This window comes from Candidatus Seongchinamella marina (assembly GCF_026262685.1).
In the GTDB taxonomy this organism is placed as follows: domain Bacteria; phylum Pseudomonadota; class Gammaproteobacteria; order Pseudomonadales; family Halieaceae; genus Halioglobus; species Halioglobus marinus.
This window is the reverse complement of the sequence record NZ_SHNP01000001.1, coordinates 373,075-385,933: the sequence shown is the minus strand read 5'-3', so window position 1 is coordinate 385,933 and position 12,859 is coordinate 373,075. Positions and strand designations below refer to the sequence as shown.

The following is a 12,859-nucleotide window of genomic DNA, read 5'->3' as shown; positions in this document are numbered from 1 at the left end:
GACCTGTGCCTCGAATAATCCTGCTGGCGGCTATCGCCTTCGCACTTTTTATCCTGTTCAAGCGCGCCCAGGCTGCGCCGCCGCATAAACGGCGTGGGGAGTACATCAAATTAGGCCTGGGCATTGCGGTAGTCGCTGTCATCATTTTAGCCCTTGCGGGCAAAATGCACTGGATTGGGGTCGCGCTAACCGCACTTCTAGTCGCCTTTAGACAATTGGCGCCCACGCTGTTGCGTTTTTTCCCCATGCTGGCCTCTAAATTCGGTCGAAGTTCACCGAGTGCCGGTCAGCACTCAACCGTGGCCAGCGCCATTCTTTCCATGCAGCTGGATCACGACAGTGGCGCACTATCGGGTGAAGTACTGAAGGGGCAATATCAGGGCTGGCACCTGGCAGACATGGAGCGCCAGCAACTGGAGCAGTTATTGGCTTATTGCCAACAGGAAGACGCTGACTCTGTGCAGTTGTTGGACAGTTATCTACAGCAGCGCTTTCCCGGTGAAACCGAATTTGGCGCGCAGCAAGCGTCAGCGAACACCAGCTCTGGCATGAGCCGCAAAGAAGCACTGGCAGTGCTCGGTCTGGATGACGCCGCTGAAAAGGACGATATTATTGCTGCACACAGAACCCTGATGCAGAAGCTACACCCGGACCGCGGTGGCAATGACTACCTGGCCGCTAAAATCAATCAGGCCAAAGACTTACTTGTGGGCTGAGCCTGCGGAGATCTCTGGCATTACCGCAGGGCAGCGCTTAAGCTTGCCGCCAACTTACCTGCAAGGACATTACACGCAATGACCAACGTTTTTGTTATCCGCAATCAACATGGACACTACTGGGCCAAGAGCAAACAGTGGGTGAGCGGAGGCGATCCAAAAACAGTGCTGCGGGCCAAACACGAGGATGAGGCCATCAACACGCTGTTTGAACTTTCTACCAAGGATATTGAGTTACGCGGGGAGGCTGTTGCAGCTGAGCTTGATGAGCGCGGCAACCCGGTGATAGAGCCCAGTCAGATCCCCCTTCCCTGTTTTGAAGAAGAACCTGAGTCGACCGAAGAACCGCTGCCAGCAGATGCCAACGAACTGGCCCACTTGAGCCCTGACGGAGTCTCCTGATCCATGCGTATTTTGCTGTTTTTGGGAACCAATATGGCGGTGCTGGTGCTCGTCAGCATCATTTTCAACCTGCTTGGCTTGGACGGCATACTTGCCGCCAATGGGGTGGACCTGAACTTGCAAGGACTGCTGATCTTCTGCGCTTTGTTTGGCTTCGGAGGTTCTCTTATTTCTCTATTCCTCTCTAAGTGGATGGCCAAGCGAGGCACCGGCATACACATTATCGAAACGCCTCAAAGCCGCGAGGAGCAGTGGTTGCTGGACACGGTGCGTGAACTGGCAGAACAATCGGGTATCGGCATGCCCGAGGTCGGCATTTTTCCGTCACAGGCGGCCAACGCTTTTGCCACTGGATGGAACCGCAACAACGCTTTGGTAGCGGTAAGTGCGGGACTACTGCAACGATTCCGCCCCGAAGAAGCCAGGGCGGTTATGGCACACGAAATAGGCCACGTCGCCAATGGCGATATGATAACTCTCACCCTGATTCAGGGAGTGGTCAATACCTTCGTCATGTTCCTCGCCAGAATTATCGGCCATACCGTCGACAGGGTGGTTTTCAAAACCGAAAGAGGTTATGGCATTGGCTATTTCGTGGTCACCATTGTGGCTGAACTGGTACTGGGATTCCTGGCAAGCATGATTGTGTTCTGGTTTTCCCGGTGGCGGGAGTACCGGGCAGATGCCGCTGGCGGGCAACTGGCGGGCAACGCACATATGATCGCCGCACTGCAACGCCTGCGCGAAGAGCAGGGTTTACCTCAGGATTTACCGGGGGAACTCACTGCCTTTGGGATTAGCGAGCAGCTGAAACAAGGCGTCGCCGGGCTACGTCGTTCCCACCCGCCACTGGAAGATCGCATCAGGGCACTACAATGCGCCTGATCAAGCGGGGCTTTTAAACAGGTATTCGCTCATCGGTATGACATCGATACGATCGAAGTCGATAAAGCGGCTGACACTCTCCATCATAGCGCCAGCGTTTTTTGCCATGCCCTCGTCATCGCCTTCTTCCACGTTGTAAAAAGCATAGTGAGACGCCATGGCTTGCTCTGGAAAGTTTTCCTCGATCATCGCATGCAGAGGTGGAGCGGCGTAACTCAAACCTCGCACTATCACGTTCTGCCGGTAACCGAAGGTCGACTGGGTATCAATAGCCACTCGGGTGTGGCTGCCCTGCCAGATCGCCAGCCATTCATCCTCGGTAAGGCGCGGCGGCCGCTGCAGAAACACAACATGGCACATGCCGTGCACTCGCTCACCAGGCGCAGCCGGATGCAGGCTATTGCGAATAGGTTCTGCCTCTGTAACAAGATAGCAATGAAACCTGGACACCACTTTATCCAACGCTGCCTCTATCGTTGCTCGCTCGGCTATAGCCGCATCCAGCCAAACCGAAAGCAGGCCATCCGGGAGCGGCTTCATCGCTGCCATACGCCTTTGTTCACCTGCTGCAACGGCCGTATCAGCGACCGAGACGCGCAACCCTCGCACCCCCGCAAACGCAGTCCAAGCCTGCGCCTTGAGCAATAGGTCATCGCGAAACGCGTCGCTATCAACACGCTCTGGTTTCCACAGGGGATAGATCAATTTTTCCATGCGCGCCTGCCCTTGAAATAATGGGTTCCGGCTCCAGTAAAACAAAAGCGCGCGAGAGTCTCAACGGACTGGATCGCCAGAGTGGCTTGGCGGTAGTATTCTTATACCGATATCGACAACACTGGAGTCTCTAATGACGGGTACAACGAGTAAACCGGGCCTGATTAACTGGATTGGTTATCTGGCGATCTGCTTTTTTGTGACAATACCATTGGCGGTTCTCACCGTGCGCGCCGGTGCGTGGGAGCAGGGCCTGCTACTGTATGCCCTGAGCTGCCTTGGCTCTGTCGTGATTCTATTACTGGCAGTGCTGGTTTCATTTCTTCCACGATTTGCCCAGTGGCGCAGAGACGTTCGCCTGAGAGCGCTGTTTACAGTGCCGGGCACCGTATTGCTGCTCTCCCTGCTGGGAGGGGGCGGTGATAATCCAGCTATTCACGATATCACTACCGACACGCTGGACCCCCCTGCTTTCAGCGCGGCGGTCAAGCTCAGGGGTAACGACAGCAACAGCCTGGCGCTAGATCCCGAAACCATTGATGCACAACTGGCGGCCTACCCGGATCTGCAGACCGTAGTGTTGACCGATTCAATTGAAGTGGTGTTCGAGAAGGCGATGGCCAACGCCAATCAACTGGGCTGGGAAATCTACCGTGAAGACCTCAATGATGGGTTCATAGAAGCGGTCGACAGCACGGCGATCATGGGATTCAAAGACGACATTGTTATTCGCCTGCGCACCAACGCAAGCGGCACACTGATGGACATTCGTTCAGTGTCTCGCGTCGGTGTCAGCGACCTGGGTGCCAACGCAGCGCGAATTCGTCAGTTTATCGCTATGTACCAACAGCAGGAATAGCTCGTGCGTCACACCTTGTTTTTGCTGAGCTGCCTACTCTGCGCCTCCCTGCCCCTGACAGCAGAGGAAACCGACTACCTGACTTTCGCTACAGAAGATGAAAAAAACTCAACTGAGATTTTTAGTCGAGCCAGCCCCTCAGTCGTCTATGTGACGAATACCGCACTGCGCCGCAGCCTGTTTTCCCTTAACGTTCAGGAAATTCCCCGGGGCTCTGGCACCGGATTCGTCTGGAATGATAGTGGGCTCATCGTCACTAATTTTCATGTGATATCCGGGGCGCATCGACTCATCGTAACCCTGGGCGACCAGCGCGAATTTAATGCCCAGGTAGTGGGAGTTGCCCCGGAAAAAGACCTGGCGGTGCTGCGAATAGAGAACCCTCCCGAAGACCTGAAGAGTTTGCCCCTGGGTGATTCGTCCGAGCTCTCGGTCGGACGTAAAGTACTCGCAATTGGCAACCCCTTCGGACTCGATACCACTCTAACCACCGGAGTGGTCAGCGCTTTGGGGCGTGAGATTCAAGCACCCAGCGGGCGCACCATTCGAGGCGTTATCCAAACTGATGCGGCGATTAACCCGGGGAATTCGGGTGGACCTTTACTTAATTCGCTGGGGCAACTGGTAGGGGTAAATACCGCCATTTACAGCCCCAGTGGAGCCAGCGCTGGCATTGGCTTCGCCATTCCGGTCAACATCATCAAGGACGTTATTCCGCAACTTATTTCCTATGGCAAGGTCCTGCATCCCATCATTGGCGTCGAATTAGCAAGCGATCGCTGGATTCGCCGTTACGGCATTGAAGGCGTGCCTATCGTGCACGTCTATCCAGGACTCCCTGCGGCAAAAGCCGGCCTACAGGGGGCGCGTCAAATTGGCAGCCGGGAAATCGAGCTGGGGGACGTTATCACCCATATCGAAGACAAGGAAGTTCGGAGCAGTGACGACTACCTGTCCATACTGGAAAATTACGAACCCGGCGACAAGGTCACCATCAAAACCCTCCGTAAAGACGAAACGCTTAACTTTGAAGTGGAGTTAACTGAGTCGCAGTAATCAGGACAAGGTGCCGCCATCGACTCGAATATCTTCTCCAGTAATGTGGGCACCATCGGCAGATATCAGCATGGCGATTACCCCCGCCACTACTTCCGCGTCTTTGGGTCCGCTGAGTGAGGAAATGCGCGACATAAGGGTGAAGTCCATTGAATCAGGGAATTCGATGCCCTTGGTCATATCTGTCTTGATATCGCCAGGGCAGACGCAGTTGGCTCGCACACCGCGCTTGGCGTATTCGACAGCGATGCTGCGAGTCATCGCCAACACGCCGCCCTTACTGGCGGAATAAGCCACCCCGCAGGGCAAACCCGCCAGTGAGGCCGTGGACGCCGCATTGACAATGCTGCCACCTGATTTCACCAGATGGGGCAGCACCTCACGATTTAAAAGCATGGTGCCGGTGAGATTGACATCGATCACCCGCTGCCAGCTGTCACGACTCAATTGCTCGGTATCATCAAAACGCAGAACCCCCGCCATGTTAACCAGCGCATCAAGGTGACCGAGTTGCGCGACGCAGTCCGCTACACAAGTCTGGACTGCAGCTTCGTCACCGACATCACATGCCCCCGATATCGCCTGTCCGCCGGACCGGTTAATTGCCTGGGCTGCATTTTCTGCAGCCGTCCCATCTATGTCCAGACAACATACAGCTGCCCCCTCGGCAGCAGCTCGCTGTGCACTAGCGCGTCCAATTCCACTGCCGGCGCCTGTTACCAGAACCACTTTTCCCGTCAGACGCTGCATGCCTAACTCCCTGTTGATAATGAATTTAATGTGCCCGGCGACGCGTTAAGCGTCAACTTTACCGGTATGGCGCACTATACCCGCAAACACCGATAGATTGAGCGCTAAGGACTGTCTCATATTGTCATTCGGGCTGACTTATTAAGCCATTGCCAAGCGATGGTGCACGAGTACCCTGAGACCACTTCAAAGAGGAAGGGCTGCGGGCGTAAACTAGCGAATTGCCATCCGCCGTCCCATCATTGCGGAGAGTCTATGAACGCCCCCGTCAGGAGAGAAAGCTTGCAGGACCTAGAGCAGTTTCGCAGTGAAGCGCGCCAGTGGCTGGAAGAAAACTGCCCACAGTCGCAGCGCCAACCAATGACCCCCGAGGAACAATACTACGGTGGTCGCAATGCCGAGTTCCCCAGCGAAGATGCAAAGCTGTGGTTTGAACGCATGCGCGATCAAGGCTGGATTGGCCCCGAATGGCCCACGCAATATGGTGGTGGAGACCTCACTGCACAGCACAGCAAGATCATCAAGGAGGAGATGAGGGCTATTCGTGCCCGCACTCCACTTTACGGACTCGGCATCTGGATGCTGGGCCCAGCACTATTGGAATTTGGCAACGAAGCCCAAAAGCAGCAACACATCAGAGCGATCATTGACGGCAAAGCGCGCTGGGCACAGGGCTACTCGGAGCCAGGCTCTGGCTCTGACCTGGCCAGTTTGCAGTGTAGAGCCGAAGACAAAGGCGACCACTTCCTGGTCAACGGCAGCAAAATCTGGACCACTGCGGCGGACAAATGCGATTGGATTTTTTGCCTGGTGCGCACTGATCCTGATGCCAAGAAACAGGAGGGGATCAGCTTTTTACTCATTGACATGGACGACCCTGGCATTAGCACTACCCCTATCGGTTTGATCAGTGGGGAGTCGGAATTTTGCCAGACCTTTTTTGACAATGTGAAAGTACCCAAGGAAAACCTGGTCGGCGAACTCAACAAGGGCTGGAGTGTTGCCAAGGAATTGTTGGTGCATGAGCGCAAGTTAATGTCAGAGATCGGCAGTGACTCCCCGCGCGAAGTTATTGTTCCCAATGCCGCTGCACGCGAGTATCTGGATTTCGAGCACGGAAAAATAGCCGACTCACAATTGCGCTCTGACCTGGTTGACTACGACATGAACATGCATGCCATCGGACTCACCCACTTTCGCACCTTTGAAGAAAAGATCGCAGGTGTCCGCAGTGCAGCGCCAATGGTCATGAAGTATGTGGGCACTGAAGCGGAAGTGACTAAAAGCGAGCTACTACTGGCCATCATGGGTAGCCAGGGCCTGGGCTGGGAAGGCGATGGTTTTTCAAAATCCGAAATCGACACCCTGCGCCTGTGGGCCATGTCCAAGATAATGACGATTGCCGGTGGCACTTCCGAAATTCAGCTGAACGTTATCGCCAAGAACGTTCTGCAACTGCCCCAGTCATAGGAGAAAAGTATGGCTCTGGTACTCACAGAAGAACAACGCTTACTGCGTGACAGCGCTCACGACTTTTTGGCTGACAATGCGCCGGTAGAGTCACTGCGCAAACTCCGCGACGAGCGCAGCGCACTGGGCTACGACCCTGAGGTTTGGCAAAACATGGCAGAGCTTGGTTGGGCCAGCATTATTTTGCCCGAACAGTATGGCGGCCTTGATTTTGGTTTTACCGGCCTCGGACTGATTATGGAAGAAACCGGACGCACTTTGCTTGCTTCTCCTATTTTTGCCTCCGCAGTTGTCGGCGCATCAACTCTGCTATTGGGAGGCAGCGATGAGCAAAAGGAAACTATGCTGCCAGCAATTGCCAGCGGCAAACTTACCCTCGCGCTGGCGCTCGAAGAAACACATCATCATCGCCCGACTCACATTGCGACAACCGCGACCTATAGCGATGGCAAGTACCTTATTTCTGGCCAAAAAACCCTAGTTCTGGACGGTCACAGTGCCGACAAAATTATAGTCGTTGCCCGCACTTCCGGCGACAAAAAGTCTACCGACGGGATTAGTTTGTTCCTAGTTGATCGCAGTGCTAGCGGTGTCAGCGTGCAACGCACGACCATGGTTGATAGTCGTAATGCTGCAAACATTACCCTAGACGCAGTGAGTGTGAACTCCGATGCCCTGGTCGGCGAGCTCAATGAGGGATGGCAGATCCTGGATCCGGTACTGGATCGAGGCCGTGTAGCACTGGCTGCAGAAATGATGGGACTTTCTCTGGAAGCCTTTGATCGCACGGTCGCATACCTCAAGCAAAGAGAACAGTTCGGTGCCTTGATCGGCAGTTTTCAGGCACTTCAGCATCGCGCAGCGCAGATGCAAGCAGACATTGAACTGTGTCGCTCGGTCATCTTGCAGGCCCTATTTTCGGTAGATGAAGCTCCAGAACAACTGCCTTTACTCGCCAGCCTGGCCAAAGCCAAGCTCAACGAGCTGTCTAAGTTAGCCACTAACGAGGCGGTGCAGATGCACGGTGGTATTGGCGTTACCGATGAGTTGGAAATTGGTTTTTTCCTCAAACGCGCCCGGGTAGCTATGCAAATTTTCGGCGATACCGGATTTCACAAGAATCGCTATGCCACGCTGTGTGGCTACTAACAGGACAACGCTATGGACAACGAGCAAAAAATCGCGGCAGTCAACAAGTACATGGATGCGTTTAGTGGTGCGGACATGAACCTGATCCGCGAAATCTACGCCGACGATGCAGTGGTGGAAGACCCGGTCGGCAGCGAGCCCTACGTAGGTATTGAGGCTATTGTCGGCTTTTATGAAGTGGCTTTTGCCACCGGTGCCAAAATCGCCCTGTCAGGCGATGTGCGCTGTGCTGGCAATGCAGCTGCCTTCCCATTCAAGGTATTGATGGAGGGCGTAGATATTTCGCCCATTGATGTGTTCGAGTTCAACGCTGAAGGTAAAGTACAGTCGATGAAGGCTTATTGGGGTTAATTGCAGAACTCCCTGCGGCCTAGCGATGGATGCGAGATTCCAGTTGGGCAATCTGCTGCTGAAAATGCCAGGGCGCCAATAAAGGCTCTAATTTTTCTGCCGGCACTGGCTGGCTGAACATATAGCCCTGAATAACATGCGCTCCCGCTGTGGTCATAAACTCATACTGCTCATCCGTTTCCACGCCCTCTGCCACCAGCTCCAAACCCAGGCTCTGGGCCATCGCGATTATCGCTCGCACCAGGCTCGCACCCTGTTCACTGTTGTTAGCTTCGATGACGAAGCTGCGGTCAATTTTCAACTCATCCAGAGGAAATCGGCTCAAGTAACTAAGGGAGGAGTAGCCGGTACCAAAGTCATCAATAGACAGGCTCACCCCGAGATCCTTTAGCTCGGCCAGGGCCTGTACCGAAGCATTGGTGTCTCCCATTACCACACCCTCGGTGAGTTCGAGTTCCAGGGTCGCAGGATCTACAGCCAACTCCTCCAGTATGGATTTCACACGCCGGGTGAAACTGGATGTGAACTGCAACGCGGATACGTTCACCGCAACCTTGGGCAGAGAAACTCCTTTCTTGGCAAAGGTTTGTACCTGCTTGCAGGCCTCGCGAATAACCCAATCTCCCATCTCCCCGATTAAACCCATTTCTTCCGCCAGAGGAATAAATTTAAAGGGTGGAATCAACCCCTGCTCCGGGTGCATCCAGCGCAGCAGGGCTTCGGCGCCCATGACCTTGCCGCTGCGGGTGTCCACCTGGGGCTGGTAAAAAAGCACCAGCTCATCATTGTCCATCGCCTTGCGTAAATCATTTTCGAGGGTGAGACGATCAAGTCCCGCCTCCTCCATGCTGGATTCATACACCAAATAAGTACTCTTGCCGGAGGCCTTGGCGTGGTACATGGCAGTGTCAGAACATCTCAGCAGGCCTTCAACTTCATTAGCATGCTCCGGTGCTATAGCAATGCCGATACTGGGTGTAATCACCAGTTCATGACCATCTATTAACATCGGCTCAGAAAGTGCCAGTATTAAACGCTCTGCCACCACCCCGACCGACTCAGGTGCATCCAAATCATTGAGCACCACTGTGAATTCATCGCCGCCAAGGCGTGACACATCAATCTCCGCTGTAGGATCAGCATAGTGCGCCACTACGTCACTGTCTCGAACGCACTTTGAAAGTCGTTGACCCACTTCGCGCAACAAAAGGTCTCCCGCGCTGTGGCCCAGAGAATCATTAATCCGTTTGAAGTTGTCCAGATCCAGAAACAGCAAAGCGAGGGTTTGCTTATTACGCTGCGCGAGCTTTAGCAGTAGCGACAACTGCTCGGTAAATAAACGTCGATTAGGCAAAGAGGTGAGTGCGTCGTAATAAGCCATTTTTCGCAAACGGTTTTTTGTTCGAGTGACTTGCTTTACAGCTGTATTGAGCTCCTGGTTTCGCTTGGACAATTGTGATGTGCGCTCTTCCACCTTCATACTTAACAGTTGGTGATCTACATCCATTTCTTTTTTGTAATTACTTATGCCCGTTATCACCCCATTGAGAATGGCCGCAATCTCCTCGACCTCACCCCCTCCAGTGACTTTTACTGGTTCCTCCAGCTTGCCAGAGGCGATGCCGTCAGCGAGCTTGGCCAAACGCGAAATTGGCGAGGTAATTCGTCGGGTCAGGGATAGACTGAGCATCAGGCACAGCACGGCAAAAGTAACGCATGCCGCCACCACCCAAGCGATGCCAGGAAGAACCTCTAATAACAAGCCGCGCTGGTTCACAGCCAGGTGCAGATAGCCAATTACGTGGCGAATTTTTTCGGCTTCAGGCCTGGTTGCGGCAAGTAAAAACGCTTCCTGGCTCACTTTCTCGCTGAGCGGATTAACAGCGGAGGTGATCGGCAGCGTTAAGTGAAAGTAACGATCAGCGCCCATCAATGCGCCCGGTAGTCCGCTACTGACCGACTCACCTTGCCCGTCCAGACTCCTGAGACCGTTATCAGCAGCAGACAGGCCCTCTCGCAACGTCGGTATGTCCGGAACACCTAGCCCAGGGTCATCAGGGACGCGCATGACAAGACCACCTTGGGCTCTGTAAACAATGCCGTACTGCACGGGTGATGGACTCACCAGGCTTAGCAGGGTGCTGCGCAGCGCCTGGTCATTGTCGAAATAAAGATACAGGGAAAGATCAGGGCGGCGTACCACTTCATCGGTGAGCAACTCCAGCAAGCGATCACGCTCCAGGCGGTACTCGCGCACACTCGCAAAGCCACTGACCAGCATACTCATGGTGATTACAATGGCGACCACCATTGCGTTTATTCTTCCGGCTATGGTCACGCTTTCTCACTCACCCCAGACGATTCAGCGCATCGCGCGCCCGTACAGTATGTGTTATCAAGCGCAAAACCCCAAGTCAGCTGACTGCACTTATTGCCCATTTTTTGTAGAGCGGATAAACAGGCCTGTGCTTGAATTGTCGGGTATTCCTGATTGGCACGTACAAACATATGTCTGAATTTCAAATGACGCACGTGGCTCTGGTGGGGGCACGCATGGACTCTTTCGCACCACTGGGTTTTCGCAACCGGTCAGACCTCACGATGAGCCGAGCACTGCCGCCTGCAGGTCCGCGACCCTGTCAACAGCAGGATCGCCCAGCACTGAAGGCGCAGCTAGCGTTAGAGCTGCCAATCTGGGTACACAACTGTATTTGCGACCGGCAATTCCCGGCGCGGGAACGTCTCAGCATGCACCTGAGGAAATTTGAAGGGGAGTTGCGTGACAATCGAAACAATGAAGTGATTGCCACAGTGCTCAATTGCGGTTTTCGCAATCAACAAATGAATCCTCTTGAATTGCCAGACAGCATGCCGCTGCGCCAACGCTGCAACATGCTAATGCACCTGGGTCCATGGCAAGAAGCCTACCGGGAACTGGAACGGCAATTTACGGCTATTCTGGCGTCAGAGGTCAATCAGCTTGACCTATGGCTGGCGTCATCACGGACCGAAATTGACCGCGATGTCGCCATATAGCTGAATCTAAATATCGGCTGGACGACGCTCTGCTGAGGAGCTGCCGGTCACCATGCGCACAGTGCGCTGGCAGGTATCCAGCCAGGGCTGGACCGTTTCCGTTTTCAGCGCTCGCACATAACCGCCATCGCTTTTGCAGGAAATGCTGGTTTTGTTTGGCGTCCAATCACCCTCTTTAGGGCGCGGCTTCCGTGAGCTGTAATACCAAAGCCCGCGGCGGTCCTGCATGATGTAGTTGGCATCTTCCGGAAGGAAAACTTTCTTGCCTTCAATGACTGCGAACACTTCCAGTTCGCGATCGGGGCTTCCGTTCAGTGCTGCTGTAGGTGTAATCGTCAACATGGCTGACTCCCTGCATATTATTGTCCAATCCCTCGAAGGTGGCCTTGTCCAGGTACACTGGCCGCATCCACCGCACACAGGCTCCTGCCCACGTGTTACCAAAGTTATAGGACGGAAAGGGAAAGAGAGCAATGTGAATTTGGCCAAAATTTTAGGCAATTAGTCAGAAATGGCATTTATTGGCCATTTTTTTACACAAAAACGCGAATTTTTGGTTTTTTAAAGATTTTGATGCCAGAATTTTAAGCGTTAACTCTGTATTAAGCGGATATGAGGTGGAGAACCCGGATCAGGCTCCAACGGTGTCAGCGGCGGCGGCCCTCCATTAGCGACCAGTTCGGAGGCTTGTTCGACGGAGTTCATTAGCATGTGCAGGGACAGTGATGCCCTGGACTCCTGACTACCCAACATGGCCTGAATCGCAAACAGCTCTTGCTCAGGTAAAAATCCAAGCATCATGGCATTGGTCAGGTAATCACGAATAATCTGCCGATTGACCTGATCCTGTAAATACACCTGGTAACCCTCGTCACCAAACACCCGCAACAACACATCCCGGTCACTCGAAGCCAGGTCTGCTGACGTAAACGGTGGGGTATCGCCGAACGCATCTTCAATCTGTGCAACCACATTATCCAATTCCAATGCTATTACTCCACTGCAGCGACCTCTCAGGCGGAGGCCGCAGAATCCATTTCTGTCGCCAAACCCTGCAATGCGGGCAAGTCCGGCACTTGATAAGTTTGTCCGTCAAGCTCAAATGCCGCCAGAGAGCGCTCCTGCACAGCCTCTGGCTTATCCTGGCATTCGCTTTCGTCAATATGCCTCACGGTCAGCCCACTGCCGCGCAGCGCCAAACCCCAGTAGTCGCAACCGGAGCCGCGCACACCCAGAATAACCGCGATCAGGCCGGTACCATTTTGCGCGTCCCGGAACGGCAGCTTGCCCTGGGCCCCAAAATCCATCACGGGGATACTCAAACCGCGCCACTGAACGCAAGCAGGGGCGGTTTCACCCTGAGCAGGCAGAGTCAGTATTTCTGCGAGGCAACTCTGTGGGACGGCCCACCGCCTGTTAGATGCACAGGGCAACAGCACACACATTCGCTGTTTTTTCTCGCTCACAGAAT

The 12,859-nt window shown here is 54.1% G+C and carries 15 protein-coding genes; 9 read left to right on the top strand and 6 right to left on the bottom strand.

Features of this window, described 5'->3' with window-relative positions; genetic code table 11:
- Nucleotides 1-5: 5 nt before the first annotated feature.
- The 3 genes from EYC87_RS01595 to htpX all read left to right on the top strand — a co-directional run bounded on the left by EYC87_RS01595 (nucleotide 6) and on the right by htpX (nucleotide 2,003).
- Nucleotides 6-716 carry a J domain-containing protein gene (locus tag EYC87_RS01595; RefSeq protein WP_279251315.1) on the top strand — a complete coding sequence of 237 codons (711 nt, stop codon included), beginning with the start codon at nucleotides 6-8 and terminating at the stop codon, nucleotides 714-716.
- A gap of 78 nt (nucleotides 717-794) precedes the next feature.
- Nucleotides 795-1,118, top strand: a complete 324-nt coding sequence (locus EYC87_RS01590) for a hypothetical protein (protein ID WP_007227389.1) — start codon at nucleotides 795-797, stop codon at nucleotides 1,116-1,118.
- 3 nt (nucleotides 1,119-1,121) lie between these two features.
- Nucleotides 1,122-2,003 (top strand): protease HtpX, encoded by an 882-nt coding sequence (htpX, locus tag EYC87_RS01585; protein WP_279251314.1) that lies wholly within the window; start codon nucleotides 1,122-1,124, stop codon nucleotides 2,001-2,003.
- Here htpX and EYC87_RS01580 read toward each other — a convergent pair whose 3' ends face one another.
- Nucleotides 2,004-2,717 carry a hypothetical protein gene (locus EYC87_RS01580; RefSeq protein WP_279251313.1) on the bottom strand — a complete coding sequence of 238 codons (714 nt, stop codon included), beginning with the start codon at nucleotides 2,715-2,717 and terminating at the stop codon, nucleotides 2,004-2,006. It lies immediately after the preceding gene.
- Nucleotides 2,718-2,850: 133 nt separating this feature from the next.
- On the opposite strand from EYC87_RS01580, the gene EYC87_RS01575 reads away from it, so the two are divergent.
- Together EYC87_RS01575 and EYC87_RS01570 are read left to right on the top strand one after the other, a co-directional pair.
- Nucleotides 2,851-3,576 (top strand): DUF1499 domain-containing protein, encoded by a 726-nt coding sequence (locus tag EYC87_RS01575; RefSeq protein WP_279251312.1) that lies wholly within the window; start codon nucleotides 2,851-2,853, stop codon nucleotides 3,574-3,576.
- A gap of 3 nt (nucleotides 3,577-3,579) precedes the next feature.
- Nucleotides 3,580-4,632, top strand: coding sequence for a S1C family serine protease (locus EYC87_RS01570; RefSeq protein ID WP_279251311.1), 1,053 nt, complete (start codon nucleotides 3,580-3,582; stop codon nucleotides 4,630-4,632).
- Here the strand turns inward: EYC87_RS01570 and EYC87_RS01565 are convergent, their stop codons facing one another.
- Nucleotides 4,633-5,382: an SDR family NAD(P)-dependent oxidoreductase gene (locus tag EYC87_RS01565; protein WP_279251310.1), complete on the bottom strand. Its 750-nt coding sequence runs from the start codon at nucleotides 5,380-5,382 to the stop codon at nucleotides 4,633-4,635.
- Between the two features lie 255 nt (nucleotides 5,383-5,637).
- Between EYC87_RS01565 and EYC87_RS01560 the strand changes: the two genes are divergently transcribed.
- Genes EYC87_RS01560 through EYC87_RS01550 form a run of 3 tightly spaced genes read left to right on the top strand, consistent with a single transcriptional unit; the run spans nucleotide 5,638 to nucleotide 8,352 of the window.
- Complete coding sequence (locus tag EYC87_RS01560) at nucleotides 5,638-6,852, top strand: acyl-CoA dehydrogenase family protein (protein ID WP_279251309.1); 1,215 nt, start codon at nucleotides 5,638-5,640, stop codon at nucleotides 6,850-6,852.
- Nucleotides 6,853-6,861: 9 nt separating this feature from the next.
- Nucleotides 6,862-8,001, top strand: coding sequence for an acyl-CoA dehydrogenase family protein (locus EYC87_RS01555; RefSeq protein WP_279251308.1), 1,140 nt, complete (start codon nucleotides 6,862-6,864; stop codon nucleotides 7,999-8,001).
- A gap of 12 nt (nucleotides 8,002-8,013) precedes the next feature.
- A complete protein-coding gene (locus EYC87_RS01550; protein ID WP_007227262.1) occupies nucleotides 8,014-8,352 on the top strand; it encodes a nuclear transport factor 2 family protein in 339 nt (112 codons plus the stop codon).
- A gap of 19 nt (nucleotides 8,353-8,371) precedes the next feature.
- Here EYC87_RS01550 and EYC87_RS01545 read toward each other — a convergent pair whose 3' ends face one another.
- Nucleotides 8,372-10,690 (bottom strand): putative bifunctional diguanylate cyclase/phosphodiesterase, encoded by a 2,319-nt coding sequence (locus EYC87_RS01545; RefSeq protein ID WP_279251307.1) that lies wholly within the window; start codon nucleotides 10,688-10,690, stop codon nucleotides 8,372-8,374.
- A gap of 170 nt (nucleotides 10,691-10,860) precedes the next feature.
- Between EYC87_RS01545 and EYC87_RS01540 the strand changes: the two genes are divergently transcribed.
- Nucleotides 10,861-11,388 carry a hypothetical protein gene (locus tag EYC87_RS01540; protein WP_279251306.1) on the top strand — a complete coding sequence of 176 codons (528 nt, stop codon included), beginning with the start codon at nucleotides 10,861-10,863 and terminating at the stop codon, nucleotides 11,386-11,388.
- A gap of 6 nt (nucleotides 11,389-11,394) precedes the next feature.
- Here EYC87_RS01540 and EYC87_RS01535 read toward each other — a convergent pair whose 3' ends face one another.
- From EYC87_RS01535 to EYC87_RS01525, 3 genes are all read right to left on the bottom strand, one after another.
- Nucleotides 11,395-11,730: a hypothetical protein gene (locus tag EYC87_RS01535; RefSeq protein WP_279251305.1), complete on the bottom strand. Its 336-nt coding sequence runs from the start codon at nucleotides 11,728-11,730 to the stop codon at nucleotides 11,395-11,397.
- Between the two features lie 249 nt (nucleotides 11,731-11,979).
- Nucleotides 11,980-12,375, bottom strand: coding sequence for a hypothetical protein (locus EYC87_RS01530; RefSeq protein WP_279251304.1), 396 nt, complete (start codon nucleotides 12,373-12,375; stop codon nucleotides 11,980-11,982).
- 26 nt (nucleotides 12,376-12,401) lie between these two features.
- Complete coding sequence (locus EYC87_RS01525) at nucleotides 12,402-12,854, bottom strand: CheW domain-containing protein (protein WP_279251303.1); 453 nt, start codon at nucleotides 12,852-12,854, stop codon at nucleotides 12,402-12,404.
- Between the last annotated feature and the right edge of the window lie 5 nt (nucleotides 12,855-12,859).

Bases quoted from the DNA above. Each gene is read 5' to 3' on its own strand.
- EYC87_RS01590 (WP_007227389.1), top strand. From the start codon at position 795: ATGACCAACGTTTTTGTTATCCGCAATCAACATGGACACTACTGGGCC.
- htpX (WP_279251314.1), top strand. From the start codon at position 1,122: ATGCGTATTTTGCTGTTTTTGGGAACCAATATGGCGGTGCTGGTGCTC.
- EYC87_RS01580 (WP_279251313.1), bottom strand. From the start codon at position 2,717: ATGGAAAAATTGATCTATCCCCTGTGGAAACCAGAGCGTGTTGATAGC.
- EYC87_RS01575 (WP_279251312.1), top strand. From the start codon at position 2,851: ATGACGGGTACAACGAGTAAACCGGGCCTGATTAACTGGATTGGTTAT.
- EYC87_RS01565 (WP_279251310.1), bottom strand. From the start codon at position 5,382: ATGCAGCGTCTGACGGGAAAAGTGGTTCTGGTAACAGGCGCCGGCAGT.
- EYC87_RS01560 (WP_279251309.1), top strand. From the start codon at position 5,638: ATGAACGCCCCCGTCAGGAGAGAAAGCTTGCAGGACCTAGAGCAGTTT.
- EYC87_RS01555 (WP_279251308.1), top strand. From the start codon at position 6,862: ATGGCTCTGGTACTCACAGAAGAACAACGCTTACTGCGTGACAGCGCT.
- EYC87_RS01550 (WP_007227262.1), top strand. From the start codon at position 8,014: ATGGACAACGAGCAAAAAATCGCGGCAGTCAACAAGTACATGGATGCG.
- EYC87_RS01540 (WP_279251306.1), top strand. From the start codon at position 10,861: ATGTCTGAATTTCAAATGACGCACGTGGCTCTGGTGGGGGCACGCATG.
- EYC87_RS01535 (WP_279251305.1), bottom strand. From the start codon at position 11,730: ATGTTGACGATTACACCTACAGCAGCACTGAACGGAAGCCCCGATCGC.